26 protein-coding genes are annotated in these 26999 nt (G+C 65.6%); 18 read left to right on the forward strand and 8 right to left on the reverse strand.

Translation table 11 applies throughout. The features are described from left to right. The first annotated feature begins 19 nt into the window (after window positions 1-19). From DCG74_RS13110 to uxuA, 4 genes are read left to right on the forward strand one after another with little or no spacing between them, the layout of a single operon-like run. On the forward strand, window positions 20-598 hold the full coding sequence (locus tag DCG74_RS13110) for a TRAP transporter small permease (protein WP_172786925.1): 579 nt from the start codon (window positions 20-22) through the stop codon (window positions 596-598). A 4-nt stretch (window positions 599-602) separates the two neighbouring features. Further along, window positions 603-2009, forward strand: a complete 1407-nt coding sequence (locus DCG74_RS13115; protein ID WP_172786924.1) for a TRAP transporter large permease — start codon at window positions 603-605, stop codon at window positions 2007-2009. Then, on the forward strand, window positions 2006-3055 hold the full coding sequence (locus DCG74_RS13120; protein ID WP_172786923.1) for an L-idonate 5-dehydrogenase: 1050 nt from the start codon (window positions 2006-2008) through the stop codon (window positions 3053-3055). The genes DCG74_RS13115 and DCG74_RS13120 overlap by 4 nt, the downstream gene beginning before the upstream one ends. A gap of 13 nt (window positions 3056-3068) precedes the next feature. Continuing rightward, on the forward strand, window positions 3069-4259 hold the full coding sequence (gene uxuA, locus DCG74_RS13125; RefSeq protein WP_172786922.1) for a mannonate dehydratase: 1191 nt from the start codon (window positions 3069-3071) through the stop codon (window positions 4257-4259). Window positions 4260-4406: 147 nt separating this feature from the next. On the opposite strand, the gene DCG74_RS13130 is transcribed toward uxuA, so the two are convergent. Further along, a complete protein-coding gene (locus DCG74_RS13130; RefSeq protein ID WP_172786921.1) occupies window positions 4407-5345 on the reverse strand; it encodes a LysR family transcriptional regulator in 939 nt (312 codons plus the stop codon). Between the two features lie 211 nt (window positions 5346-5556). Here DCG74_RS13130 and DCG74_RS13135 point away from each other — a divergent pair, with 211 nt between their 5' ends. From DCG74_RS13135 to DCG74_RS13160, 6 genes are all read left to right on the forward strand, one after another. Continuing rightward, window positions 5557-6636 carry an ABC transporter ATP-binding protein gene (locus tag DCG74_RS13135; RefSeq protein ID WP_172786920.1) on the forward strand — a complete coding sequence of 360 codons (1080 nt, stop codon included), beginning with the start codon at window positions 5557-5559 and terminating at the stop codon, window positions 6634-6636. A 12-nt stretch (window positions 6637-6648) separates the two neighbouring features. Next, the gene (locus tag DCG74_RS13140; protein ID WP_172786919.1) at window positions 6649-7365 is read left to right on the forward strand and encodes an HAD family hydrolase; all 717 of its coding nucleotides are present in this window, start codon (window positions 6649-6651) and stop codon (window positions 7363-7365) included. Window positions 7366-7379: 14 nt separating this feature from the next. Continuing rightward, entirely contained in the window at window positions 7380-8687 is a 1308-nt protein-coding gene (locus tag DCG74_RS13145) for an FAD-binding oxidoreductase (protein ID WP_172786918.1), read from the forward strand. Window positions 8688-8709: 22 nt separating this feature from the next. Further along, window positions 8710-9756, forward strand: coding sequence for an ABC transporter substrate-binding protein (locus DCG74_RS13150; RefSeq protein WP_172786917.1), 1047 nt, complete (start codon window positions 8710-8712; stop codon window positions 9754-9756). 69 nt (window positions 9757-9825) lie between these two features. Continuing rightward, window positions 9826-10638: an ABC transporter permease gene (locus DCG74_RS13155; RefSeq protein ID WP_172786997.1), complete on the forward strand. Its 813-nt coding sequence runs from the start codon at window positions 9826-9828 to the stop codon at window positions 10636-10638. Continuing rightward, complete coding sequence (locus DCG74_RS13160; protein WP_172786916.1) at window positions 10635-11420, forward strand: ABC transporter permease; 786 nt, start codon at window positions 10635-10637, stop codon at window positions 11418-11420. Before DCG74_RS13155 ends, DCG74_RS13160 begins: the two co-directional genes overlap by 4 nt. A 60-nt stretch (window positions 11421-11480) precedes the next feature. Here the strand turns inward: DCG74_RS13160 and DCG74_RS13165 are convergent, their stop codons facing one another. Beyond that, window positions 11481-12170: an aspartate/glutamate racemase family protein gene (locus DCG74_RS13165; RefSeq protein ID WP_172786915.1), complete on the reverse strand. Its 690-nt coding sequence runs from the start codon at window positions 12168-12170 to the stop codon at window positions 11481-11483. 214 nt (window positions 12171-12384) lie between these two features. On the opposite strand from DCG74_RS13165, the gene DCG74_RS13170 reads away from it, so the two are divergent. Genes DCG74_RS13170 through DCG74_RS13180 form a run of 3 tightly spaced genes read left to right on the forward strand, consistent with a single transcriptional unit; the run spans window position 12385 to window position 16134 of the window. Beyond that, window positions 12385-14046: a thiamine pyrophosphate-binding protein gene (locus tag DCG74_RS13170; RefSeq protein ID WP_172786914.1), complete on the forward strand. Its 1662-nt coding sequence runs from the start codon at window positions 12385-12387 to the stop codon at window positions 14044-14046. Between the two features lie 4 nt (window positions 14047-14050). Next, window positions 14051-15316 (forward strand): FAD-binding oxidoreductase, encoded by a 1266-nt coding sequence (locus DCG74_RS13175; protein ID WP_172786913.1) that lies wholly within the window; start codon window positions 14051-14053, stop codon window positions 15314-15316. A 38-nt stretch (window positions 15317-15354) separates the two neighbouring features. After that, the gene (locus DCG74_RS13180) at window positions 15355-16134 is read left to right on the forward strand and encodes an SDR family NAD(P)-dependent oxidoreductase (protein WP_172786912.1); all 780 of its coding nucleotides are present in this window, start codon (window positions 15355-15357) and stop codon (window positions 16132-16134) included. A gap of 154 nt (window positions 16135-16288) precedes the next feature. On the opposite strand, the gene DCG74_RS13185 is transcribed toward DCG74_RS13180, so the two are convergent. From DCG74_RS13185 to DCG74_RS13195, 3 genes are read right to left on the reverse strand one after another with little or no spacing between them, the layout of a single operon-like run. Continuing rightward, window positions 16289-17083, reverse strand: a complete 795-nt coding sequence (locus DCG74_RS13185; protein WP_172786911.1) for an IclR family transcriptional regulator — start codon at window positions 17081-17083, stop codon at window positions 16289-16291. 19 nt (window positions 17084-17102) lie between these two features. Next, window positions 17103-18836, reverse strand: a complete 1734-nt coding sequence (locus tag DCG74_RS13190) for an FAD-dependent oxidoreductase (protein WP_172786910.1) — start codon at window positions 18834-18836, stop codon at window positions 17103-17105. Between the two features lie 8 nt (window positions 18837-18844). Further along, window positions 18845-20059 carry an ABC transporter substrate-binding protein gene (locus DCG74_RS13195; RefSeq protein WP_172786909.1) on the reverse strand — a complete coding sequence of 405 codons (1215 nt, stop codon included), beginning with the start codon at window positions 20057-20059 and terminating at the stop codon, window positions 18845-18847. 351 nt (window positions 20060-20410) lie between these two features. Between DCG74_RS13195 and DCG74_RS13200 the strand changes: the two genes are divergently transcribed. Then, window positions 20411-21712: an MFS transporter gene (locus DCG74_RS13200; RefSeq protein WP_172786908.1), complete on the forward strand. Its 1302-nt coding sequence runs from the start codon at window positions 20411-20413 to the stop codon at window positions 21710-21712. Here the strand turns inward: DCG74_RS13200 and DCG74_RS13205 are convergent. Continuing rightward, a complete protein-coding gene (locus tag DCG74_RS13205) occupies window positions 21701-23263 on the reverse strand; it encodes a hypothetical protein (RefSeq protein WP_172786907.1) in 1563 nt (520 codons plus the stop codon). The two genes, DCG74_RS13200 and DCG74_RS13205, sit on opposite strands and share 12 nt — an antisense overlap. 310 nt (window positions 23264-23573) lie before the next feature. On the opposite strand from DCG74_RS13205, the gene DCG74_RS13210 reads away from it, so the two are divergent. The 4 genes from DCG74_RS13210 to DCG74_RS13225 all read left to right on the forward strand — a co-directional run bounded on the left by DCG74_RS13210 (window position 23574) and on the right by DCG74_RS13225 (window position 26298). Continuing rightward, window positions 23574-24035: an Hsp20 family protein gene (locus DCG74_RS13210; protein ID WP_172786906.1), complete on the forward strand. Its 462-nt coding sequence runs from the start codon at window positions 23574-23576 to the stop codon at window positions 24033-24035. 76 nt (window positions 24036-24111) lie between these two features. After that, the gene (locus tag DCG74_RS13215; RefSeq protein ID WP_172786905.1) at window positions 24112-24603 is read left to right on the forward strand and encodes an Hsp20/alpha crystallin family protein; all 492 of its coding nucleotides are present in this window, start codon (window positions 24112-24114) and stop codon (window positions 24601-24603) included. Window positions 24604-24691: 88 nt separating this feature from the next. Next, on the forward strand, window positions 24692-25030 hold the full coding sequence (locus DCG74_RS13220) for a hypothetical protein (protein ID WP_172786904.1): 339 nt from the start codon (window positions 24692-24694) through the stop codon (window positions 25028-25030). 158 nt (window positions 25031-25188) lie between these two features. Then, entirely contained in the window at window positions 25189-26298 is a 1110-nt protein-coding gene (locus DCG74_RS13225) for a trypsin-like peptidase domain-containing protein (protein WP_373569519.1), read from the forward strand. 284 nt (window positions 26299-26582) lie between these two features. Here DCG74_RS13225 and DCG74_RS13230 read toward each other — a convergent pair whose 3' ends face one another. Together DCG74_RS13230 and DCG74_RS13235 are read right to left on the reverse strand one after the other, a co-directional pair. Beyond that, entirely contained in the window at window positions 26583-26759 is a 177-nt protein-coding gene (locus DCG74_RS13230; RefSeq protein ID WP_172786903.1) for a hypothetical protein, read from the reverse strand. Then, on the reverse strand, window positions 26756-26974 hold the full coding sequence (locus tag DCG74_RS13235; protein ID WP_172786902.1) for a hypothetical protein: 219 nt from the start codon (window positions 26972-26974) through the stop codon (window positions 26756-26758). The genes DCG74_RS13230 and DCG74_RS13235 overlap by 4 nt, the downstream gene beginning before the upstream one ends. Window positions 26975-26999: the final 25 nt, after the last annotated feature.

Genomic DNA, 26999 nt, shown 5'->3' on the forward strand with positions numbered 1-26999 from the left:
AGAGGTTTGAGAGGTACCCATGTCCACCGCCGAAATCCACCGGCAGATCACCGCGGACGAGATCGCCCATACCTTCGAGGAGGAGGCGACGCCGAAGGTCGATCTCGGCGTCTACGCGTTCGAGGACTGGGTGGCGCTGGCGATCTTCTGGGTGATGGCGCTTGCCGTCTTCCTGCAATTCTTCACCCGCTACGTCCTCAACGACAGCTATGCCTGGACCGAGGAGATCGCGACCTATTGCCTGATCGGCGTGGTCTTCATCGGCTCGTCGATGTGCGTGCGGCTGTCGCGGCACATCCAGGTCGACCTCGTCTATCGCTACCTGCCGCATGCCGTAGGGCGCGTGCTGTCGACGGCGATCGACCTGATCCGGATCGCCTTCTTCGGCTACGCCATCAAGCTGGTCTGGGTCTACATCAAGATCATCGGCGACGAGCAGATGACCACGATCAATCTTCCCAAGGACTACGTCTATTACGCCGTGCTGCTCGGCTTCGTGCTGATGTTCGCACGCTCCGCGCAGGTGGCACTCCAGAACTGGCGGCAGGGCTACTCGGTCCTCGAACGTCCCGGTGCCTACGACGGATCGGAAGGATAAGACCATGCTGCTGTTGCTCGGAGGCTTTCTCCTTCTGATGCTGCTCGGCGTTCCCGTGGCGATCGCCATGGCCGCGTCGTCGCTGCTCTACATCCTGGTCAGTGGCGTGACGCCCGACGTCACGCTGGCGCAGCGCATGATCGCCGGCGTGGAGAGTTTTCCTTTGCTCGCCGTGCCGTTCTTCATCCTGGCCGGCAATCTCATGAACATCGCGGGCGTGACCGGGCGCATCTACAAATTCGCCGTCGCGCTGGTCGGGTGGATGCGCGGCGGCCTCGGCCACGTCAACATCATCGGCTCGGTGATCTTCTCCGGCATGTCCGGCACCGCGATCGCGGACGCCGCCGGCCTCGGCACCATCGAGATCAAGGCGATGAAGGACCACGGCTACTCCACCGAGTTCTCGGTCGGCGTCACCGCGGCCTCGGCGACGCTCGGGCCGATCATTCCGCCCTCGCTGCCCTTCGTGATCTACGGCATGATGGCGAACGTCTCGATCGGCGCGCTGTTCCTCGGCGGCGTCATCCCCGGCATCGTCATGACGCTGCTGATGATGGCGACCGTCACCTATTTCGCGCACAAGAACAAATGGGGCAGTGATACGCCGTTCTCCTGGCCGCAGCTCGGTTCGGCCGGCCTCGAGATCGCCATCGTACTCGCTTTCCCGCTCGCAATCTGGCTGATGGTCGTTGCCGGCATGTCGGTGAACATGGCGGTCGTCATCGGCCTCGGCACGCTGCTCCTGATCGACTGGTATTTCGACTTCTCCGCGGTGATGGCGCTGATGGCGCCCGTGATCCTGATCGGCGGCATGACGCTCGGCTGGTTCACGCCGACGGAAGCCGCGGTCGCGGCCGTGATCTGGTCGCTGTTCCTCGGCCTCATCCGCTATCGCACCATGACCCTGAAGACGGTGGCGAAGGCGACCTTCGACACCATCGAGACCACGGCTTCGGTGCTGTTCATCGTCACCGCGGCCTCGATCTTCGCCTGGCTGCTGACGGTGTCGCAGGCGGCGCAGATGCTCTCGGACTGGATGCTCAGCATCACCCACAACAAATGGGTGTTCCTGGCGCTCGCCAATGTGCTGATCCTGTTCGTCGGCTGCTTCATCGACACCACGGCGGCGATCACCATCCTGGTGCCGATCCTGCTGCCGATCGTGCTCAAGCTCGGCATCGACCCGATCCATTTCGGCCTGATCATGACGCTGAACCTGATGATCGGTCTGTTGCATCCGCCGCTCGGCATGGTGCTGTTCGTGCTCGCCCGCGTCGCAAAGCTCTCGGTCGAGCGCACGACGGTGGCGATCCTGCCCTGGCTGGTGCCGCTGCTGCTCGCGCTGATCGCGATCACCTATATTCCCGACCTGACCCTCTGGCTGCCTAAATACATGGGACTTTCCAAATGACCTCGACCGCTCTCGCCGCGACCCTGTTCGGCCCCGAAGACCTGCGCATGATCGAGCATCCGCTCGACAAGCTTAGCCAGGGCATGGTGCGCATCCGCTTCGGTGCCGGCGGCATCTGCGGCTCGGACATGCACTATTTCCGCCATGCCCGCACCGGCGACTTCGTGGTGAAGTCGCCGCTGGTGCTGGGACATGAGATCTCGGGCGAGGTCGTGGAGATCTCCGGTACCGCCGCCAATCTGAAGGTCGGCGACCGCGTTGCCGTCAATCCGTCACGCTGGTGCGGCCATTGCGTCGCCTGCCGTGAGGGCCGGTCGAACCTGTGCGAGAACATCTATTTCATGGGCTCGGCCTCAAAGACGCCGCACATGCAGGGCGGCTTCGCCAATTACTTCGACGCGATCCCCGCGCAGTGCGTGAAGATTCCCGATCACGTGTCCTACCAGGCCGCGGCGCTGGCCGAGCCGCTCGCGGTCTGCCTGCACGCGGTCGCGCGCGCCGGCAAGATCGATGGCAAGCGCGGCATCATCTTCGGTGCCGGCCCGATCGGGCTTTTGACCATGCTCGCCGCGCACCGCGCCGGCATGGCTGACATCACGGTCGCCGACATCGCGCCGGCGCCGCTGGCCTTTGCGACCAAGCTCGGCGCCTCGCATGTCGAGAACGTGTCGGGCGGTGAAGAGGGCCTGAAGGCACAGGCTGCCGCGCGTCCTTACGACGTCGCCTTCGAGGTCTCGGGCACGGCTGCGGGCCTTGCCAGCGCGATTCAGATCGTCAGGCGCGGCGGCGTCGTGGTGCAGATCGGCAATCTGCCGGGAGGCCAGATCCCGACACCGTCGAATGCCGTGATGGCCAAGGAGATCGACCTGCGCGGCTCGTTCCGCTTCGGCTTCGAGTTCATGAATGCGGTGGAACTGATCGGCAACGGCAGCGTCGATGTGCTGTCGCTGGTCACCGCCGAGCGGCCGCTCTCGACCGCGCCCGATGCGCTGCGGCTGGCGCTCGACCGCTCGCAGAGCGTCAAGGTCGTGCTGACCGCGAACTGATGGGAGGCAGCCTATGATGCTGGAGGGATGGCGCTGGTACGGGCCCGATGATCCGGTCTCGCTCGACGACGTCAGGCAGGCCGGCGCGAGCGATATCGTCTCGGCGCTGCATCAGGTGCCGATCGGGGAGGCCTGGACGCGCAAGGCGGTCGAGGAGCGCAAGAACTTCATTGAGAACGGCCAGCCCGGCCGTTCTCAATTGACTTGGTCGGTGGTGGAATCGATTCCGATCCCCGACGACGTCAAGCGCCTTGGCGGAAAAGCGACGAAGTCGATCGAGGCCTGGATCGCGAGCCTGGAGGCGGTGGCGGCCAGCGGCATCAAGATCATCTGCTACAATTTCATGCCCGTGGTGGACTGGTGCCGCACCGATCTGGAATGGGAGCTGCCGAACGGCGCCCGTGCCATGCGCTTCGACCAGGACCGCTTTGCCGCGTTCGAGCTGCACATCCTGAAGCGCCCGGCCGCCGTACAGGAATATTCGCCGGAACAACAGGCGCGCGCGAAGAAACTGTTCGAGCAGATGAGCCAGGCGGATATCGACTATCTCGTCATGGTCATCGCCAGCGCGCTGCCGGGCTCGACCACCGAGCCGATGACCATCCCGCAATTCCGCGATCGGCTGGAAACGTACCGCGACATCACGCCTGAGATCCTGCGGCAGCACCTTGCGGAATTCCTCGCGCGCGTGACGCCGGTGGCCGAGCAGCTCGGCGTGTCGCTGACGCTGCACCCGGACGATCCGCCGCGACCGCTGTTCGGCCTGCCGCGCATTGCTTCCAGCGCCGACGACTATCAGGCGCTGTTCGACGCCGTGCCGTCCAAGGCGAACGGCATCTGTTTCTGCACCGGCTCGCTCGGCGTGCGCGCGGAGAACAATTTGCCAGAAATGGCCGAGCGCTTCGGCCCGCGCATTGCCTTCGCCCATCTGCGCGCGACCAAGCGCGAGGCCGACGGGTTGTCGTTCTACGAGTCCGACCATCTCGACGGTGACGTCGACATGATCGCGGTGCTCAAGGCGCTGTTGAAGGAGAACGCACGGCGCGCACCGGACAAGAGAATCGTGTTCCGGCCCGACCACGGCCACCGCATGCTCGACGATCTCGCCGACACCAAGCGCACCAACCCCGGCTACACCGCCATCGGCCGCCTGCGCGGCCTCGCCGAGCTACGTGGTGCGATCAGGGCGATCGAGCATCGGTAGGGGCGGAATTCGAGCGCAGCTCTATCCACATCGTCATTGCGAGCGCAGCGAAGCAATCCAGAATCCCTCCGCGGAAAGACTCTGGATTGCTTCGCTGCGCTCGCAATGACGTCGGAGAGAGCGGGGCTTCACCGCGACGCCACCTGCTCAGTAACACGCCGCCATGGCGCCGAGCTTCGGATAGAGCCGGTCGATCGCGGCGATCTCGCTTTTCATCTGCGCGATGATCCAGTCGCGGATCTCGGCGGCGATGGGACGCATGATCCGGTTGCGCGGCGGCAGGAATTCGCAGATGCGGCGCGTGGTGGTCAGCGTGTCGGAGGCCGGCACCAGCGCGCCGGTGAGCAGCCAGTGCGAGGCGACCGTCAGCCAGCCGAGCGCGATGCCCTGGCCGAGCAGCGCGGCCTGCACCACGACTGCATAGTCGGTGAAGCTCAACGCCTTGGCCGCGCCGCGTCGTCCGGTGAGGAGCGATGCGTAATCCGCGGCCCAGTCGCCCGGCGTCTCGGCGAGGCGGATGATGGTGTTGCCCTCGGCGGGATCAGTCTCGCCGAGATAGCCGGGGCTGCACATCGGCAGCATCACTTCCTTCATCACCAGCGTGCCGCCGGATGACGGCTCGTCGCGGTCACGGAAGCGCATGCCGAGATCGACATTCTCCACCGGCCCGCGCAGCGCGCCGGAGATCAGCTGGAAGCGCAGATCCACTTGCGGAAACTGCTTCTGCAGCTTGTCGATGCGCGGCATCAGCCAATGCGTGGTGAAGGCGGAGGAGACCGACAGCGTCACCGTCTCGGTGCCCTTGCGGCGCCGCTCGATCTCGACGAGCCCGCTCTCGATGCTGCGAAAGCCTTCGAGCACGCGGCGATAGAGCAGCTCGCCTTCCTCGGTGAGCACCGCGCGGCCCGCCTTGCGATCGAACAGGCGGACGCCGAGATGCTCCTCGAACTGGCCGAGCATCCGGCTCACCGCCGGCTGCGTCACGTTCAATTCGGCCGCCGCCGCCGTGAAGCTGCCATTGCGCGCCGCCGCGTCGAACACGAACAGGGCGTTACTGGACGGCAGCATGCGGCGGAGCTCTGGCATAACGTCATGTTATGAGCGCGGTGAGAATTTGGCAATTGCCGAGTTTTGGCAAGTCTGGTGTCATGAGCATGACAGCCTAAACACAGGGGCTTCGGGAGAAGGTTTGGTGCAGCGCACGCTTAGACCGTGAGTGCTCCAAAGCCCTGTCTATAAAGCAGCCTTATGGCGCGCAGTGAGGCACGCCAGCGCAGGGACATCGCGAGGTCGATCATTGGACAAGCGAGCGGAAAGCGTCGAGATCAGGTCCGCCAGCAAGGCCTATGGCGCTGTTCGCGCCCTCGACGACGTTTCGCTCAATGTCAGCGCCGGTGAATTCGTCTCGCTGCTCGGCCCCTCCGGCTCCGGCAAGACCACGCTGCTCGGCATTTTGGGCGGCTTCATCCTGCCGACCTCAGGCACGATTCTGTTCGGGGGCCGTGACGTCACCTATATGCCGCCGCACAAGCGCGACATCGGCGTGGTGTTCCAGAACTATGCGCTGTTTCCGCATATGAGCGTCGGCGAGAACGTCGCCTTTCCCTTGCGCGCGCGACGCCTGCCGAAATCCGTCTGGCCGGACAAGGTGCGCGCAGCGCTCAGCATGGTCGGCCTTGCCGGCTATGAAGAGCGCGGGATCGCGCAGCTCTCCGGCGGTCAGCGTCAGCGCGTGGCCCTCGCACGCGCCATGATCTTCGAGCCGCGCCTGATCCTGATGGATGAGCCGCTCTCGGCGCTCGACAAGCAGCTGCGCGAATCCATGCAGATCGAGCTGCGCGCGTTGCACAAGCGCATCCAGGCGACCATCATCTACGTCACCCATGACCAGCGCGAGGCGCTGACCATGAGCGACCGCGTCGCTGTCATGAAGGACGGCCGGTTGGTTCAGATCGATGCGCCGGCGCGGCTGCACGATCATCCCGCCGATTCCTTCGTCGCCAGCTTTATCGGCGAAGCCACGATGCTGCCGGTTCGCCGCGTCGATGCTTGCAGCGTCGCACTCGGCAATGCCCTGCTGCGCAGCGCGCGCGCCATTCCCGATGGCGATGCCCTGATGCTGGCCGTGCACAGCGAGAAGCTGCTGATCGACGACGGCGCGCAGGATGAGGCCTGCAACCGGCTGACCGGAACGGTCACCGACATCGTCTATCAGGGCGAGAGCTTGCGCATTTTCCTCGCGCTCGCCGACGGCATCGCGCTCAGCCTGCGCCAGCCGAGCTATCACCAGGCCTATCACCGCATTCCGCCCCTCGGCGGCAATCTCACCGTCACGCTCCACCCCGAGGACACGATCGTCGTGCCCCGGGCAACCTGAGAGAACAAGACCATGTCGACCCAAGCCGCGTTCAGCAATTTCAAGGTTCTCACCTTCGATGTCGTCGGCACCTTGATTGATTTCGAAACCGGCGTGCTCGAAGCCGTGCGCAAGATCGGAGGCAGGAAGGCAGCCGAGCTCAGCGACGAGCAGATTTTCGAGCCCTACAAGCGGGGCCGCGACAAGCACTACGAGCGCTCCAGCGAAGTGATGTTCCACGTCTATCGCCATCTTGCCACCGAGCTAGGTTTGCCCTCTGACGACGCATCCTGCGACGTGTTCCAGCTTTCGGTGCTGCGCTGGGGGCCGTTCCCGGATTCGGTGGAAGCGCTCAAGCGGCTGCGCACGAAGTTCCGCCTGGTCGCGATGACCAATGCCGACCGCGTCGCGCTGTCGTGCTACGCGCATGCGCTCGGAAATCCCTTCGATGACACGGTCTGTGCCGACGACACCGGTGTTGCCAAGCCCAATCCGGAATTCTTCGCCTACAACAAGGGCCGCCAATCGGCGTTCGGCTACAAGCAGTCCGATATCCTGCATGTCGCGCAGAGCCAGTATCACGACATCGGGATCGCGCGGAAGCTCGGCTACAAAGTGTGCTGGATCGAGCGCCGCCAGGGCATCGCCGGCTTTGGAGGCACGCCGGCGGTGGAGACGCTGACCAAGCCGGACTTCCATTTCCCGACGCTGAAGGCGCTCGCCGACGCCGCGATCGGCACGGCGGCGTAACGGAGAGCTGTGGCATGACACGGGACTGGCGCGCGCTGCCATCGGTCAATTCGCTGTGGGAAGCCACGGCGGATCCGGCGCGCGATTATCCCGTGCTGTCGGGCGAGAGCCAAGCCGATGTGGTGATCATCGGCGCCGGCTATACCGGCCTCTCCGCCGCGCACCACATTGCCAAGAGCGGGCTCAGCCCCGTTGTGCTCGAGGCCAACCGTCCCGGCTGGGGCGCGAGCGGGCGCAATGGCGGCGTGATCACGGCAAAATTCCGCCTCTCGTTCCGCGAGATCGATGCCGTGCATGGCCGCGCCATGGCGCGGCGCATGTACGAGATCGCGCATGAATCGACCGACATGGTCGAGGAGCTCGTCTCCGAATTCAGCATCACCAGCGCGAACCTTGTGCGCACCGGCCAGGTCAAGGCTGCGCACAATGAGACGACGCTGAAGGCCGCCATCGACGAGGCCAACTGGATGACGCGCGAGATGGGCTCCGCCGAGGTCCGCATCCTCGACAAGAACGGCGTGCGCGAGGAAACCGGCTCCGACATCTTCGTCGGCGGCGTGCTCAATCCCGGTTCGGGCGGCATCCATCCGCTGAACTATCTGCGCGGCCTTGCCGACGGCGTGGCGCGCCGCGGCGTTGCAATCTTCCAGGGATCGCCGGTCACAACGCTTCGGCGGGAAGGCGACGGCATCGTCGCCGAGACCCCGCAAGGCGCGGTGCGCGCCAAGCAGGCGATCATTGCCACCAACAGCTATTCGGACCTGACCAGTGCCACCGCGCATCTGCAGCGCACGCTGATTCCCTTCCGCAGCGCCATAGTCGCAACCGAGCGGCTCCCCGGCAATCTCGCGGGAAAATTGATGCCGACCGGGCGCACCTACACCGAGACCAAGCGCATGATGCGCTGGTTCCGCATGGTCGACAACCGCGTGATCTTCGGCGGCCGCGGCGCCTTTGGTAAACAGGATTCGCAAGCCGCGTTCGACGCCTTGCGCAAGGCGATGGTCGGCATCTTCCCCGATCTCGCCGATGTCCCGCTCGCATACAAATGGTCGGGGCTGGTCGCGATGACGCTGGACTCGGTGCCGCATATCGGTCGGCTCGACGATCGCACGCTGTTCGCGGTGGGTTACAACGGCGCCGGCGTTGCGATGTCGAGCCTGATGGGCCGCTATCTCGCCGCCTTCGTGCGCGGCGAGACGCCCGACGTCGGTCTGCTCGACATCAGGCGCATGAAGGCGATCCCGTTCTATCCGCTGCGCGAGCCCGCCGTGCGCATGGTCGCCGGCTGGTACCAGTTTCTCGACGCGATCGGTCAGTGAGCTCTATTTGGAGGAGGTGAGGATGACGATGAAGCAGAAATTCGGATTGGGCTGCGCGCTGCTGGGCGCAATCGGGTTGACCAGTGCGGCTGATGCCGCCGAGCAGATCACCTTCGTCTCGCAAGGCGGCGCCTATCAGCAGGCACAGACGGTGGCGATCCTCGATCCCTCCGCCAAGAAGCTCGGCATCACCATCAACCAGGACTCCATTCCCGACGCCTGGCCCGCGATCAAGACGCAAGTCGGCAGCGGCAAGCCGATCTGGGACGTCGTCGACACCCCGACCGGCAACTGCCTGCGCGGCGGCGAGCAGGGGCTGATCGAGAAGCTCGACTTTTCGAAGATTCCAAACGGCGCGGCGATGCCGGAGGCCTATCGCAGTCCCTATTCGGTGTCCTACGAGTTCTATTCCAGCGTGCTGGCCTACAGCCAGAAGGCCTTCCCGAAGGACGCGCCGAACAGCTGGGCCGATTTCTGGGACGTCAAGAAATTCCCCGGCCGCCGCGCGCTGCGCAACCACCCGTTCGCGACGCTCGAGGCGGCGCTGATGGCCGATGGCGTCGCGCCCGACAAGCTCTACCCGCTCGATGTCGACCGCGCCTTCAAGAAGCTGGAAGAGATCAAGCCGCACATCACGGTGTGGTGGACCTCGGGCGCGCAGTCGGCGCAGTTGCTCAATGACGGCGAGGTCGACATGGAGATGGCCTGGAACGGTCGCGTCAGCGCGGTGGCCAAGGAGGGCGCGAAGGTCACCTTCACCTACAATCAGGGCATTTTGCAGAGCACCTCGCTCTGCATCCTCAAGGGCGCGCCGAATCTGGAAACCGCGGTGAAGTTCCTCAACGCGGCGGTCGATCCCGTGCACCAGGCCAATCTGCCGCTGCACATCGATTATGGCCCGGGCAATCCCAAGGCGTTCGAGACGGGCGTGATCAAGGCGGAGCGCGCTGCGCAATTGCCGAGCGAGCCGGCGAATGCGGCCAAGCAGGCGCTGATGTCCTACGCCTGGTGGTCCTCGTCCGCCGGAGAGGCCGCCGAGAAGCGCTGGGCGTCCTTCATGCAAAAGTAGGCGAGGCCAGCGTTGACGACATCCGTGCCAGATCCCTCCCAAAAGCATCAGCGCCGCGAGCACGGCCTGATGCTGGCATTGGTGTCGCCGGCGCTGCTGGTGATCCTTGCCCTGATCGTGCTGCCAGTCGGTTGGCTCGCCTGGCAGTCGATCTATCATGACGGCTTCACGCTGGAGAACTATCGCCGCGTCTTCACCGAAGATGTCTACTGGCGCAGCTTTGCACTGACGTTCGAGATCAGCCTCGCGGTCACGGCAATCGCGCTGCTGCTGGGCTATCCCGTGGCCTACCTCGCCAATTCGGTGCCGAAAGGGTGGAGCATCCTCATCCTGTCGCTGGTCGTGCTGCCGTTCTGGACCAGCGTGCTGGTGCGCGCCTATGCCTGGCTGGCGCTGCTCCAGCGCAGCGGCGTGATCAACCAGTTCCTGCGCTATCTCGATGTGATCTCCGAGCCGCTCGCGCTGGTCCACAACACGTTCGGCACGGTGGTCGCGACCGTGCACATCCTGCTGCCGTTCATGGTGCTGCCGCTCTATGCCACCATGCAGAAGATTCCGAACGATTTGATGCAGGCCGGCGCCAGCCTGGGCGCGAGCCCCTCGCTCACCTTCATGCGCGTGTTCCTGCCGCTGTCGCTGCCGGGTGTGCTTGCCGGCTGCACCATGGTGTTCGTGCTCTGCCTCGGCTTCTACATCACGCCGGAACTGCTCGGCGGCGGCCGCACCGTGATGGTGTCGATGCTGGTGAGCCGCAATGTCGAGCTCTACAACCAATTCGGCGCGGCCAGCGCGGTCGCCGTCGTGCTGCTAATCAGTGTGGTCGCGATCTTCTTCATTGTAAGCCGCTTCGTCTCGCTCGACCGCGTGTTGGGACAGAAATGATGCGCGCCTCGCCCGCACGGATCGTCCTGTATGTGATCAGTTTGCTGGTGCTGGTCTATCTGATCCTTCCCGTTCTGATCATCGCGCCGATCTCGTTCTCCAGCGCGCGCTTCCTGACCTTCCCGCCGCCATCCTTCTCGCTGCGCTGGTACCAGCAATATTTCTCAAATCCCGCCTGGATGCAAGCGACGCGGGTGACGCTGACGGTTGCGCTCCTTACCGTCGTGATCGCGACCCCGTTCGGGGTGGCCGCCGCCTATGCCATCAGCCAGTCGAAGCTGCGGATCATGCGTCTCATCCACATGGCGCTGCTGCTGCCGCTCGTGGTTCCGATCATCATCACCGCGGTCGGCATCTTCTTCGTCTATGCCAAGGTCGGCCTGGTCGCGACCATGCCCGGCCTCGTGCTGGCCAACGTGATGTTGGGCCTGCCCTATGTCGTCATCTCGGTGCTCGCGGGTCTGCAGAGCTTCGATCCCGCGCAGGAAATGGTGGCGCGCAGCCTCGGCATGAACCGCCTGCGCAGCTTCTTCGCGGTGACGCTGCCGCAGATCAAGTCCAGCGTAGTCGCCGGCGGAATCTTCGCCTTCATCTCGGCGATGGACGAGACCATCGTCGCGCTGTTCATCTCCGGCGGCCAGTATCAGCCGCTGACCAAGCGCATGTTCACCGCGCTGCGCGACGAGATCGATCCGACCATCGCCGCGATCTCGACCTTGATGACGGCGGCCTCATTCATGCTGGTGCTGCTGGCGAGCGCGCGGCAGAAGCGGAGCGGGTGAGGATAGCCCACCTTCCAGGGACCTCGATCCCGGAACGGGGCTGAAGCTGAGGGATCAAATTCACCCGATCGCGAAATCGGCGGCCGTTTCCGCGTGAATGGCCGTGGTGTCGAACGTCTCGACAGACGTGTCGTCCGGGCCGACCAGCATGGTGATCTCGGTGCAGCCGAGAATGATGCACTCGGCTCCGCCGGCGACGAGGGCCGCCATCACCTCCTGGTAGCGGCGGCGCGAGGGCGCGGCGACGTTCCCGAGGCACAGCTCGTCATAGATGATGCGGTTCACCTCCGCGCGCTCGTCCGCGGGAGGGACCATGACGTCGAGATCATGCGCGCGCAATCGATCGATGTAGAAATCTTCCTCCATCGTGAACTTGGTGCCGAGCAACCCGACCCGCCGATATCCCTTGGCCCGGATCCGCTCCGCCGTCGCATCGCCGATGTGGATGAACGGAACGCTCACGCTGGATATGATCTCGGGCGCCAGTTTGTGCATCGTGTTCGTGCACAACACGATCGCCCGCGCGCCGGCACTTTCGAGCAGCCGGGCGACCTCAGCGAGGCTCGTCGCCACCTCCTGCCAGCGGCCGGCATACTGCATCTGCTTGATCTCCTCGAAATCATAGGAATACATCAAGAGCGGGGCCGAATGCAGCTTGCCGATGCGGTCGCGGACCCGCTCGTTGATGAGCTTGTAGTAAAGTGCGGTGCTCTCCCAGCTCATGCCTCCGATCAGGCCGATGGTTTGCATTCCGATGCTCCCAACGATTTGGTTCGGCCGGATCGTAGACGAAGATCTCGAAGCTCGCCATCGTGGCCGCGGCAGGGACTGTAGTGCAAACGGCAGGGACGGGCATGACGCCTGCGCAGGCTGCGAGAAGCCTTTCGACCTTGCGCACGCTCTCGGCCTGTCCTAGGCCAGTTCCCGCATAAGTGCGCATCGCCGAAGTCTTGAGGGAGCCGACATGACCATTCGCAACACCCGCACCGGGGGCCAGATCCTGATCGATCAGCTCGTCGCCCAGGGCGTCGAGCGCGTCACCTGCGTGCCGGGCGAGAGCTATCTGGCGGCCCTCGATGCGCTGCATGACAGCCCGATCGACGTCGTGATCTGCCGCGCCGAAGGCGGTGCGGCGATGATGGCGGAGGCCTATGGCAAGCTCACGGGCCGGCCCGGAATCTGCTTCGTCACCCGCGGCCCCGGTGCCACCAATGCCAGCCACGGCGTCCACATCGCGATGCAGGATTCGACGCCGATGATCCTGTTCGTCGGCCAGGTCGACACCGGCATGCGCGAGCGCGAGGCGTTCCAGGAGCTCGACTACAAGGCGGTGTTCGGCTCGATGGCGAAATGGGCGGTCGAGATCGATCGTCCCGACCGCATTCCGGAGCTGGTGGCGCGCGCCTTCCGCGTCGCCATGCAGGGCCGCCCCGGTCCCGTCGTGATCGCGCTGCCGGAGAACATGCTGACCGAGACCGCGGCCGTTGCCGATGCCATGCGCATCGAGCCGGCGGTGAGCTGGCCGGCGCCTGCCGATATCGAGAAGCTCGGCGCCATGCTGGCCGGCGCCAAGGCGCCGCTCGTCATTCTCGGCGGCTCGCGCTGGACCGAGGAGGCGACCAAGAGCATCGCGCGCTTCGCCGAGCGGTTCGACCTGCCGGTCGCGACCTCGTTCCGCCGGGCTTCGCTGATCGATGCCGACCATTCGCACTATGCCGGCGACCTCGGCATCGGGCCGAGCCCGGGCCTGAAGGCGCGCATCGACAATGCCGACGTTCTCCTGCTGGTCGGCGGCCGCATGTCGGAGATGCCGTCCTCGTCCTATACGCTGCTCGACATTCCCAATCCGAAGCAGAAGCTGATCCATGTGCATCCGGGCTCCGAAGAGCTCGGCCGCATCTATCAGCCGGCGCTGGCGATCCAGGCGACGCCGGCCGCCTTCGCCGCTGCCGTCGAGACGCTGAAGCCTTCCGGCGCGGTGGCGTGGAAGGGCGAGGCCGCCAAGGCGCATGCCGATTATCTCGCCTGGACCGGGAAGGCGCGCGAGCTGCCGGGCAGGTTCCAGTACGGCGAGGTGATGACCTGGCTGCGCGACCGCCTGCCGAAGGATGCGATCGTCTGCAACGGCGCCGGCAACTACGCCGGCTGGATCCATCGCCATCACCGCTTCCACAGCTTTGCCGCCCAGCTCGCGCCGACCTCGGGCTCGATGGGTTATGGCGTGCCGGCGGGCGTGCTGGCCAAGCGGCAATACCCGGATCGGGTCGTCGTCGCGTTTGCGGGCGACGGCTGCTTCCTGATGAACGGCCAGGAATTCGCCACCGCCGTGCAATACGACGCGCCGCTCGTCGTCATCATCATCGACAATTCGCAATACGGCACCATCCGCATGCACCAGGAGCGCGACTATCCCGGCCGCGTCGTCGGCACCCAGCTCAAGAACCCGGACTTTGCGATGTATGCGAAGGCGTTCGGCGGCCATGGCGAGCGTGTCGAGCGTACCGAAGAATTCGCGCCGGCGTTCGAGCGCGCGCTGGCCTCGGGCAAGCCGTCGATCCTCCACTGCATCATCGATCCCCGGGCGATCTCGGTCGGCAAGGATTTTACGCCCGCAGTGAAGGCTTAAAGCGATGCCGGCCGGCCGCCACGTCGCCATCATCGGAGCCGGCGCGGTCGGCGTGATCAGCGCGATCGAGGCGCTGCGCGAGGGGCGCCGCGTCACGCTGATCGATCCCGGCGACCCGGGCGGCGAACAGGCGGCGAGCTACGGCAATGCCGGCTGGCTGTCGTCGCATTCGGTGATCCCGCCGGCGGAGCCGGGCGTGTGGAAGAAGGTGCCGGGCTATCTGATGGACCCGCTCGGTCCGCTCGCGATCCGCTGGTCCTACTTGCCGAAGGCGCTGCCCTGGCTGATCAAGTACCTGCTCTCGGGCTGGACCGCGGCGCGGGTCGAGACCACGGCGTTCGCGCTGCGCGACCTCCTGAAAGACGCGCCGCTGCTGCACAAGAAGCTCGCGGAAGAAGCCGGTGTCCCCGAGCTGATCGAGCGCAACGGCGTGATGCACGTGTTCACATCGCGCGGCAATTTCGACAACGATCTCGGCTGGCGCCTGCGCAAGAAGGTCGGCGTCGAATGGCTGGAGCTCAATGCCGACGAGATGCGCCAGCGTGAGCCGGATCTGCATCCGCGCTACACCTTTGGCGTGGTGGTGGAGGAGGCCGGCCGCTGCCGCGATCCCGGCGCTTACGTTGCCGCGCTCGCCAATCACGCGATCGCCAGCGGCGCCAAGCACGTGCGCGCCAGGGCGACCGGGCTGAAGCTCAACGGCGGCAAGCTCGTGGCCGTTCTCACCGAGACCGGCGAGATCGCTTGCGATGCCGCGGTGGTCGCGGCCGGTGCGCGCTCGAAGCAGCTCACCGCGTCGGTCGGCGATCCCCTCCCGCTCGAAACCGAGCGCGGCTATCATGTCGTGATCGAGAAGCCGGAAGTAGGTCCGCGCAGCTCGATGATGGCCTCCGACGCCAAGCTTGTGGTGAACTGGACCAATAAGGGCCTGCGCGCCGCCGGCACGGTCGAGATCGCCGGCTTGGAAGCCGCGCCGAACTGGAAGCGCGCCGAGATCCTGCGCAACCACCTCGTCAGCATGTTCCCGAAACTGCCGAAGGACATTCCGGCCTCGCGCGTCAAGACGTGGTTCGGCCATCGCCCGAGCATGCCGGACGGACGTCCCTGCATCGGCTACGCGCGCGCCTCGCGCGACATCGTCTATGCGTTCGGCCATGGCCATGTCGGCCTGGTCGGCTCGGCCCGCACCGGTCGTCTCGTCGCCCAGCTCGTGAGCGGCAAGGCGCCGGAAATTCCGCTCGCGCCGTTCGCGCCCGATCGTTTCCTCTGAGAGCAAGGTGAAATCGTCCCAAGTCCTGGAGTGAGACCATGAGACTATCCGGCAAGGTCGCGGCCATCACCGGCGCGGCGCGCGGCATCGGCAAGGCCTGCGCGAAGAGGTTTTTGGACGACGGCGTCAAGGTCGTCATTTCCGACGTCGATGCCGAAGGCCTCGCCGCCACGGCCGCCGAGCTTGGCCGGCCGGATGCGTTGCGCACGATCGTCGGCAACGTCGCCAAGCGCGCGGACGTCGATCAGCTGGTCGCGACCGCGGTGAAGGAGTTCGGCCGGCTCGACATCATGGTCAACAATGCCGGCGTCGCCCGCAACCGCGACATCCTCGACATTACCGAAGAGGAATTCGACGAGATCATCGGCATCAATTTGAAGGGCGCGTTCTTCGGCGTGCAGGCGGCGGCGAGGCAGATGATCGCGCAAGGCGGCGGCGGGGTCATCATCAACATGTCCTCGGTGAATGCGCTGCTGGCGATCCCGGCGCTGGCGACCTACGCGATGTCGAAGGGCGGCATGAAGCAGCTGACCTCCGTCGCGGCCGTCGCGCTCGCTCCGCACAACATCCGCGTCGTCGCGGTCGGGCCGGGCACGATCCTGACCGACATGGTGGCGTCGTCCATCTACACCTCGGAGGACGCCCGCAAGACCGTGATGTCACGCACGCCGGCCGGCCGCGGCGGCGAGCCGAGCGAGGTGGCCTCCGTCGTGGCGTTCCTCGCCAGCGACGATGCGTCGTACATCACCGGGCAGACGATCTATCCGGATGGCGGCCGGCTGGTCCTGAACTACACGGTGCCGGTGAAGGAGAAGTAGGCGCGTTTGTCGCCCCACTCTCGGTGTCATCGCCCGGCTTGACCGGGCGATCCAGTACTCCGAGGCGGTCGTGATTGAATCGATGGGCCGCGGCGTACTGGATTCCCCGCCTTCGCGGGGAATGACGGTCGTCGTGAGGCGGGCAGTTTGCCCATCACTCCGCCGCAACCGTCATCCCGTAGCCGAGCCGCTTCGAAATGCTGCCGGCACAGTCGCGCAGCGCATGCGCGATCGGGCTGTCCCAGCGGGCATCAAACGTGCCTTCCGGGCCCATCGCGGTGATGACCAGCGCGACGTGGCCGGAATGGTCGAACACCGGCGCGGAGAACGCGTTGACGCCGGGCAGGGGATCGCCGAGCGCACGGGCGAGGCCGTGCTTGCGCACCTCAGCGAGCATCTCGGCCACTTTGGTACCCTTCACGGCGCGCTTCGGGTTGTAGCCGACGCCATGGCGGTCGAGGCCGCTGTCGAGCGCGGCGCTGATCGTCTTCTCCGGCAGGAAGGCCGCGAACGCGCGGCCGGTCGCGGTCTCCAGCAGTGCCATCACCGAGCCGACGCGCATCACGATGTGCACCGGCTGGGCGGGCTCTTCGAGCTGCACCACGGTCGGGCCGTGCGTGCCCCAGACCGCGAGCGAGACGGCGTGGCCGATCTGGCTCGCGAGGCCCGCGATCCTGGGACGCGCGATGCGCACGCCTGAGAGGCGGCGCAGGCTGATCAGGCCGAGCTCCAGCGCAAGTGCGCCGATCTCGTAGCGGCCGGTGGTCTCGTCCTGCTCGATCAGGCCGATGCGCGAGAAGCTGGCGAGATAGGGATGCGCCTTGGCCGGCGTCATGCCGGCTTCGCGGGCGAGATCGCGCAGCATCATCGGCTCGCCGCTGCGGGCGAGCGCGCGAAGCAATTCGCCGCCGACCTCGATCGACTGGATGCCGCGGCTCTCTCTCTTCATGCGCCTCCAATAGCCTGGCTTACGCCGCGTCACGCTTGGCGGCGCTGTCAGCAAGATGTCTGCCGGCAATGTAGCCGAAGGTCAGCGCCGGCCCAAGCGTGATGCCTGCCCCGGGATAATTGCCGCCCATGATGCTCGCCATGTCGTTGCCGGCGGCATAGAGGCCGGGAATCACCCGTCCCTCGGCGTCGAGCGCCCGCGCGTTCTCGTCGGTGACGATGCCGGCATAGGTGCCGAGATCGCCGATCACCATCTTGATGGCGTAGAACGGCCCGTTCTCGATCGGCGCCACGCAGGGGTTGGGGCCGTGCAGTGCATCGCCCTGGTAGCGGTTATAGGCTTTTGAACCTTTGCCGAAGGCGGCGTCGTGACCTTGCGACGCCGTCGCATTGAATTGCTTGACCGTCTCGGTGAACGCCTTCGCATCGATGCCGGCCTTGGCGGCCAACGCTTCCAGCGTGCCGCCGCGCATGAGATAGCCGGTCCTCAAATGGTGACCCAGCGGCATCGGGAAGGGCGGCACGCATCCGAGGCCGTATTTCCGCAACGTCTTGTGATCGCAGACGAGATAGGCGGCGATCTCCTCGCCGGGCTTGGCCGCCTTGATCATGGCCTGGACGAAGTCGTGATAGGAATTGCCTTCATTGGCAAAACGCCTGCCGTCGCGCATCACCGCGATCACGCCGGGTTTGGCGCGGTCGATGAAATGCGGCATCACGCCCTTCGATCCGTCCTTGCGCGTGGTCAGCGACACCGGCACCCAGGCCGCCGCGTTCGGCAGGCGGTCCTCGATGCGGCCGCCGGCGCCTTCCGCAAGGCGCAGGCCGTCGCCGGTGTTGCCCGTAGGCCCGGGCGAATAATGCTCGTTGCCGGTCGGCGCATGCGGGAACATCTTCCTGCGCCGCGCGATGTCATGCGGAAATCCGCCGCAGGCGAGCACGACGCCCTGGCGCGCGCGGACACGCACCTCGCGTCCCTCGCGCGACACGATGGCACCGGTCACAGCGCCGTTTTCGACCGTCAGCTCGCGCACCGGCGAGGACAGCCACATCGGAATCTTCAGGTCGAGCGCGGACTTTGCGAGGCGTCCGGCGAGCGCATTGCCGTTGGTGAGCGTCATCCCTCGGCCATGGCGCAGCACATCCATGAAATGCCGCGACAGGCGCTTGGCGACATAGACCGCCGAGGTCAGCGACTTCGTCACCCGCATGAAGTGGATGATCTCCTTGCCGCTTCCGAGCATCATGCCGAACACGGTGAGCTCGGGCAGCGGCATGCCGAGTGATTTGATGAGATCGCCGAGCTCGCGGCCGTCGAACGGGCGCGTCACCATGGAGCGGCCGCCCTGGGCGCCGCCGGGCGCTTCCGCATGGTAATCGGGAAACACCAGCGGCATGTCGAAGCGCAGTGCCGTCTTGGTGGTGAAGAAATCGACGGCTTCAGGACCGGCGCTCAGGAAGGCATCGACGCGTGCCGCGTCGTAATTGTTGCCGGCCTCGTGCCGCAAGTAGGTGCGGGCCTGCTCCGGCGACTCCTCGATGCCGTATGCCTTCGCCAGCGAGGTGCCGGGGATCCAGAGCCAGCCGCCGGAGCGGGCTGTGGTGCCGCCGAAGCGCGGTTCCTTTTCCACGATCAGCACGTCGAGGCCGCGATAACGCGCGGTGATCGCGGCCGACATGCCGGAGCAACCCGATCCGGCCACGAGCACGTCGCACTCGTAAGTCTCCATGGCGCCATGCTCGTTGCCAGCCATATCGGGCCTCACTTTTTCAGGAGCGGACACTTGGATTCGGAGATCGGGCGGAAGGCGTCCTCGCCCTTCACGGTCTTGACGATGTCCAGATAATCCCACGGCTCCTTGGACTGCTCGGGCGACTTCACCTTGGCGAGATACATGTCGCGGATGACACGGCCGTCCTCGCGCAACTTGCCGCCGTGGACGAAGATATCCTCGATCGGCAGCTCGCGCATCTTCGCCATCACCTTGGCGGAATCGTCGGTGCCGGCCGCCTTGATCGCCTTGAGATAATGCAGCACCGAGCCGTAGACGCCGGTCTGGATCATCGTCGGCATCACCTTGGTGCGCTCGTAGAACTTCTTGGACCAGGCGCGGGTGGCCTCGTCCATGGCCCAGTAGGATGCAGTGGTCATGTAAGTGCCCTGCGCGGCCTTCAGGCCGATGGCGTGCACGTCGGTGTCGAACATCAAGAGGCCGACCAGCTTCTGGCCGCCCTGGACCAGGCCGAACTCGCCGGACTGCTTGATGGCGTTGTCGGTGTCCTGGCCGGCATTGGCGAAGGCGACCACGTCGGACTTCGAGCTCTGCGCCTGCAGCGCGAAGGAGGAGAAGTCCGCGGTGTTGGTCGGATGCTTGACGCCGCCGAGCACCTTGCCGCCCATCTCGTTGATGAAGCGGGTTGCGTCCTTCTCGAGCTGCTGGCCGAAGGCATAGTCGGCCGTGATGAAGTACCAGGACTTGCCGCCCTCCTTGATCACGGCTGAGGCCGTCACCTTCGACAGCGCATAGGTGTCGTAGGTGAAGTGCACGGTGTTCGGGCTGCACAGCTCGTCGGTCAGCGAGCTCGCGCCGGGGCCGGAGAGCAGCGCGATCTTGCCGCGCTCGCGCACCATGTTGTGGACGGCGATCGCAATGCCGGAATTGGGGATGTCGACGACGGCATCGACCTTGCCGTTGTCGAACCAGCCGCGGACGATCTGCACGCCGACGTCGGTCTTCATCTGGTGGTCGGCGGCGATGATCTCGATCGGCTTGCCGAGCACGGTCGGCCCGAATTCCTCCACGGCCATCTTGGCGGCCTCGACCGAGCCCGGCCCGGAATTGTCGCGGCCCCAGCTCGACAGATCCGTCAGCACGCCGATCCGCACCACGTCGTCGGAGACTTGCGCGGTCGCCGCCGATGTCATGGCTGCCGAAGTCATGGCCGCGAGCATGGTGCAGGCCAGGAGCCCTCTCATTGTCGTTTCCTCTCTTATTGGCCGCTTGGCGCGGCAGGGTTGTTGTGGAGGTAAATTAGATAATGATGAATGAGTTTGTCAATGGCGAATGAGGGGCGCGGGTTCCACGATGACGTCGCGTAGGGAGCGCTAATGCCTCAACACCCGTCATTGCGAGCGAAGCGAAGCAATCCAGAATCTTTCCGCAGAGGCAGTCTGGATTGCTTCGTCGCAAGGGCTCCTCGCAATGACGGGTGTTGCGACACCTGCGCAAAAATCCCGCGCCGTAATCCTGTGAGAGACAACACCTCCACAGATTGCAACCACCACGCCGTTTGGCCATGATGCCCACTGGAATCGTTGGGGCAGGGCATGACGACAGCAATGGGGGTCTCCGCGTCCGCGGAGAGATCGACGACGGCGCATGTGGTGTGGGCGAGTGCGCTCGGCACCGCCATCGAGTGGTACGATTTCCTGATCTACGGCACGGCGGCGGCCCTGGTCTTCAACAAGCTGTTCTTCCCGAGCTTCGATCCCTTCGTCGGCACGCTCGCGGCGTTCTCGACCTATGCGGTCGGCTTCGTCGCGCGGCCGATCGGCGGCGCGATCATCGGGCACTATGGCGACCGGCTCGGCCGCAAGACCATGCTGGTTGCAACCATGATCGCGATGGGGCTCGGCACCTTCCTGATCGGCTGCCTGCCGACCTACAGCCAGATCGGCGTCTGGGCCCCGATCCTGCTGATCGCCTTGCGCTTCGTCCAGGGCATCGGGCTCGGGGGCGAGTGGAGCGGCGCGGTCGTGATGGTGATCGAGCATGCCGGAAACCGCCGCGGCTTCTACGGCAGCCTCGTGCAGGTCGGCTTTCCCGTCGGCGTCGCCGCCTCCACCGGCATCTTCGGCCTGATGACGAAGCTGCCCGAGGCGGATTTCCTCAGCTGGGGCTGGCGCGTGCCGTTCCTGATCAGCATTCTGCTCGTCGGCGTCGGCTTCATCGTGCGACTCAGGCTCGCAGAGACGCCTCACTTCAAGGAGATCGTCGAACGCAAGGAGGTGCTGGCGCAACCGGCCCTCGAAGTGCTGCGCCGCGACTGGCGCAGCTTTCTGCTCGCGATCGGCATCACGGTGTCGGAAGTCGGGCTCGCCTATCTCCTCACCGTGTTCACGGTGGTCTACGCGACGACCAAGCTCGGCCTGCCCCGGCAGGTGATCCTGGATGCGGTGGTCTATGCCGCGATCGTCGAGTTCGCGACCTTGCCGCTGGCCGGCTGGCTGTCCGACATCTTCGGACGCAAGGCGCTGTATCTGGCCGGCGGCGTTTTCTCGGTGGCGTTGGCGTTTCCGCTGTTCTGGTTCCTCGACACCAGGGAGCCGGCGCTGATCACGTTTGCACTCGTCGTCACGATGACGCTCACCCATGCGTTGCTGTTCGGGCCGAAGGCCGCGTTCATGCCGGAGCTGTTCCGCACCCAGGTGCGCTACAGCGGCGCCTCGCTCGGCGCCAACGTCGCGGCGGCCTTGAGCGGCGGCTTCTCGCCGCTGATCGCGGCTGCGCTGCTGGCATGGGCCGGATCGTACTGGGCGGTCTCGGTCTACATCGTTGCGCTGTCGGTCATCACGATCCTCGCAACGCTGATGGCGCCGGAGACGGCGCGGGACTCGCTAAGATCCTGAGCGTCGGGACAGGCAAGCCGGATTTGCAGCGTTGGGAAGCACCAGGAAGGTGATCGTCGTCGGCGCGAGCCGAATCGCGCCCGCTGCTGCTGCGCGTGCCTGGAGCGGCGGCAGCCGGTCATCGTTGGTCAGCGCGAGCGTTTTGCCGTTCAACTGCACCATCGTGTCCTGCAGCCGCGCCGCATGCAGGGTGTACCGCTCGGCCGGATCCGGCAGCGATAGCGTGCGCGATGTGCTGCCGGACGTGTTGATTGCGAGCAGCGACACCGCACCTACCCTGGCGGGATGGCAATGCGCATAAAGGTGGAGATCGGGCGGAGCAGCGTTGCCTGCGTCGAGCACGATCGCTCCCATCAGCCGGCGCCAGAGCAGCGCGGCCCAGTAGCTCGGCCGCGGCCTGAACGTTGTTTCCTCGAGCAGGCCGTAATCGCTGGCCGCCAGCGTGTTGTGCATCACCACCTGGACGCCGGCCTTCGCCAGGCGTCCGAGCTGGTCGAGATAGCGGAACGTGTCCAGAAAAGTCCGGTCCCACAAGCCGCCGCCGCAGGCGGCATCAGCCGTCTCGGTCAGCCAGATCGGCCTGCCCGGCTCGAATGCGTCGCGCAGCGCCTGATAGGTCCCGAATGTCGTATCCGTGCGGGCCAGCCATGACTCCGAGAGGGCTTGCGCCGGATCGTCGTGCCCGCCGCAGCGCGGCGAGATGGTGTTGTAATGGTGATAGGAGAATCGATCGACGCCGGGGCCGGATGCGGCAAGCAGGTCTCGCGTCGTGAGCCCCTCGGCGGATGGCGATGGTGCATCGCCGGCTGAGCCCGGGCCGAGGATCAGCGTCTCCGGTGCGGCGCGCCGCATCCACTCGCGGAAGACCTTGAAGTCGCGGCCATAGGCGGCCGCGTCATAGCCCGCCGGTGCGCCGTTCGTCGCCGCGAGCGTCGGCTCGTTCATGAATTCGGCGGCGGCGATGCGGCCACCGAGCGCGCGCGTCGCCTCGATCAGCTGCTGCGCCTGGTCCGGCGTCCAGGTGCCGTGGGCATCGCGGCTGCCGGGACTGATCGCAAAGGAGGTGACGATCTCCGCATCGACCGCACGCGCGAACTCCACCACGCCGCGCCATTGCGCCCGGCTGAGCACCGAGTCGAATCCCGGCGGCGGCTGTCCCGGCGTCTCGGCAAAGAACGTCGCATTGGCCCAGGTGCCGCTCACGCGCAGATAGGCCGGCGACAGCGCTGCTGCGAGCCGGCGCAGTCGCGCATTGGCAAGATCGATCGGCGGCCGCGCGCTGTAGCGATCCCGCTGGTCGAAGGCGCGTGCCGGTCGCGGATAAGGTTTCCAGAACCGCCCGCCGGTCACCTCCACCATTTCGATGTTGTAGGACTGAAAGCGCGCATCGACCGTTCCGATCGGCTTCAGTCCGGCGGGCGAGATGGCGATGCCGTCGGCCTGCGCCGCACAGGCCGTGGCGGCGGCGAGCAGGGCAATCGCGCCGGCCGCGCAACCGGCTGGACGCGGTCGGGACCCTGGTCTGCGGTGTGCTGCCGCCTGCTTCGTCATGCGCGTTGCCCGCGGCCGGACGCCCGGAGGCAATCTGGCCTTCCCTCGACCCGCCTATTTTATCCCTATTTTACCTTGCCGTTGCCGCCGAGAGCGTCCGGGCCCGGCGGACCATCGGTGGGAGCAAAAAAAAATTCGTTGCCCCCTCTTGAAACCGTTTTCCGGTTTTCTAAGTCGTTTTTCGCCGCGAGAGCGGTGTGCCGGATGCCAAACCGGGTCCGGCACGGGCGCCGGGCAGGTCTTTTCGGACCCGTCTGAATCCCCGCCTTGCGCTCCTTCGTATCCATCTTGCTCTTTGGAGGACTTGGTTATGAGGACCAGTTTTGACTTCGCGCCCCTGTGGCGATCCACCATCGGCTTCGACCACCTGGCCGACCTCGTCGACAGCACGCTACGCCAGGCGACCGAGGACAATTATCCCCCCTACAACATCGAGCGCTCCGGCGAAGACCACTACCGGATCAGCCTTGCGGTAGCGGGGTTCGGCGCCAACGACATCACCGTGACGGCCGAACAGAACGCGCTCACGATCGAGGGCAAGAAGCCCGAGACCGCCGCGCGCGAATATCTGTACCAGGGCATTGCAGCGCGTCCGTTCCGGCGCGTGTTCAACCTTGCCGACTATGTCCAGGTGAAGCAGGCCTCGTTCCAGGACGGGCTCCTGATCATCGACCTCGTCCGTGAGGTTCCGGAAGCCATGAAGCCGCGCCGCATTCCGATCGCGGGCGGCGCTCCCGTGGCATCGCAGATCGAGCAGAAGAAGGCAGCCTGAGCGCTCGATCGAAAGGATAGCGGAACGCGGCGCGCGCATGCGCGGGCCGCGCTCCCGATGCATGAAGGAGATTCCCATGGCTTTTCGTGATCTCATTCCCTGGTCGAAAAACCAGGAGCTTGCGCCGGCGCGCGACAATTTCGATCCGTTCCTGACGCTTCACCGCGAGATGAACCGTCTGTTCGACGACGTCTTCCGCGGCTTTGGCGGGACCGGCCTGTCGCCGCTGATGGAAGGCCGTTTCGGCTGGCCGAAGGTCGAGCTCAGCGAGACCGACAAGACGCTGACCGTCTCGGCCGAGCTTCCCGGCCTGACCGAGAACGACGTCCAGGTCGAGATCGCCAATGGCGTCCTCACCGTCCGCGGCGAGAAGAAGGCGGAGCGCAATGGCGAAGGCAGGTTCTTCACCGAGCGCTATTACGGCGCCTTCGAGCGGCAGATTCCGCTGGAGGGTGTCGAGGAGGACAAGGCCGAGGCGTCGTTCAGGAACGGCGTCCTGACCGTGTCGCTGCCGAAATCGGAGAAGGCCCGCGAAGGCGTCAAGCGCATCGCGATCAATACGCATTAACGTCAAGCGAGAACGGCGGCGATGTGGCGCCGCCGTCTCACCGTCAACAAGCCGTCCCCCTGGAAAGGAGCATGTGGGAGACCCACCGATGACCAACGTGAATACCAGTTCCGGCACTCTCAATCCGCTGTTTCATCCTGCCGCCCACTACGATTCGCCCGCCGACGTCCTGAATGCCGAAGAGCTCGCTTCGCCCGAGAAGCGCGTCATCCTGTCGTCCTGGGCATCGGACATGTACGCGGTCGAATCCTGTCCCGCCTTGCGCGAGATTCCCGGCATGAGCCACACGGTCCGGCTCGCCGACATTCTGGCCGCCTTGCGCAAGCTCGACGGCGACAACGACAATGACGACCCGCCGCGCGGCGGCGGCGGCGTGCCGATGCGGCTGCGGCGGCCATGGGCCGCCGCCGAAGGGCGGGCGGCATGATGGTCACGCCCACCGTCCTCGCCCTCGTGCTGCTCGGCCAAGCCGCGGCAGCCTGGACCGTCCCGTTTCTGGTCCTGCAGGGCATGATCGTCGCGTCAGGCGACGAAGGCTGAAGCCACGGTTTCGACGATCCCCACAACACAAGCGGCAGGGTGACGATGATGAATGCTGTGCGTCTGCTGGTCCTGGCCTTGCTGATGCTGACGCTGACGGCATCGCAGCCTGCCGCCGGCCAGATTCCGGATCTGAAGCCCGGTGGCCCGGTGCCGACCCTGGCGCCGCTGGTGCGCCAGGTGACGCCGGCGGTGGTCAACATCTCCGTGCACGGCCGCGTGCGTGAGGACAACCCGCTCTATCGCGATCCGCTCTTTCGCGAGTTCTTCGACGTTCCCCGGCAGATCGAGAAGGAGGTCAATGCGACCGGCTCCGGGGTGATCGTCGACGCCCAGCGTGGCTATGTGCTGACCAACAATCACGTGGTCGAAGGCACCTCCGCCGTTCAGATCACGACCAAGGACGGCCGGCAGTTCTCCGCCAAGGTCATCGGCCGTGATCCGCCGACGGATGTCGCTGTGCTCCAGGTCCAGAACCCGGTCGGGCTCAAGGCGCTTGCCTTCGGCGACAGCGACGGGCTCGATGTCGGCGATTTCGTCCTTGCGATCGGCAATCCCTTCGGCCTCGGCCAGACCGTGACCTCGGGGCTCGTCAGCGCGCTGGGCCGCACCGGCCTCGGCAAGCAGGGCTATGAGGATTTCATCCAGACCGACGCGGCGATCAATCCCGGCAATTCCGGTGGCGCGCTGGTCAGCCTGCGCGGCGAGCTCGTCGGCATCAACTCGGCGATCATCTCGCCCGCGGGCGGCAATGTCGGCATCGGCTTTGCCATTCCGGTCAACATGGCGCGCAAGGTGATGGAGCAGATCATCGTGAGCGGCCGCGTCGAGCGCGGCCGCATCGGCGTTTCGCTGAAGGACCTGCATCCGTCGGTCAACAAGGGATTGAATCAGGGCGCCGTCATCGCCGAGATCGCGGCGGATTCGCCCGCGGAGAAGGCAGGCTTGCGCAAGGGTGACATCGTGACCGGCGCCGACGACCGCCCGATCCGCACCGCCGCCCAGCTCCGCAACACGATCGGCCTTGCGCGCGTCGGCGAGGACGTGAAGCTCACGCTGCTGCGCAACGGTGCGCCGTTCACCGCCACCGTCAGAGTGGCGCCGGCAGCCGAGCCGAGCCGCGCGCTCGCAGGCCCCAATCGTCTCGTCCGCTGAAACGAATGCGCCGACGAACCTCGGAAGCGGTTCGCCCCCTGTGATGGCAGGGCTATCGCATATGACTTCTAGCGGCGGCCGGTGCGCACGCCTCGTCCTTCGAGACGGCGCTGACGCGCCTCCTCAGGATGAGGCTCATCAGCGACAGTGCCTCTTGAACTGTAGCCACGCACGCCGTCCTCATCCTGAGGAGCCCGCCTCAAGCGGGCGTCTCGAAGGATGGCCGCGGGGAAGGGCTCTCAAATGCGATAGCCTTGGGGTGTCATGCCGTGTGATCTCCCATCTCAGGCCGCGCGGTGATCCCATTCGCCTTGCAGGTCCCGGATCAGCCGCCGCTCGCGTTCGATGCGCTGGCGATAGAGCTCGCGCTCATGCTCGCTCTTGGCGCTGGCAAGAAGCAGCTCGTAGTGGCCGATGACCTTCTCGCTGCCGCGGATGAGCAGGTCGCGTTGGCTGTTCATTGCGCCATCTCCATTGCGCCAGACGGCGCCTCAGAGGCGCGGAGGCCGACGGGAAAGGTCGCTGCGGTCAGGCCATCGAGCGCCGATTGCTCTTCGGCGAGGCGCCTCTCGATGAACTGGCGCTCCAGCTGCGACAACCTGGTCTTCAGCAGGCGCCGGTAGCGGTGGATGTTGTTGCGGTGCGCACGAATGCGGGCCAGATTCTCATCGAGCATCGTCGTCTCTCCAGACGGTCGCGTT

It is taken from the genome of Bradyrhizobium sp. WBAH42 (assembly GCF_024585265.1).
Classification (GTDB): domain Bacteria; phylum Pseudomonadota; class Alphaproteobacteria; order Rhizobiales; family Xanthobacteraceae; genus Bradyrhizobium.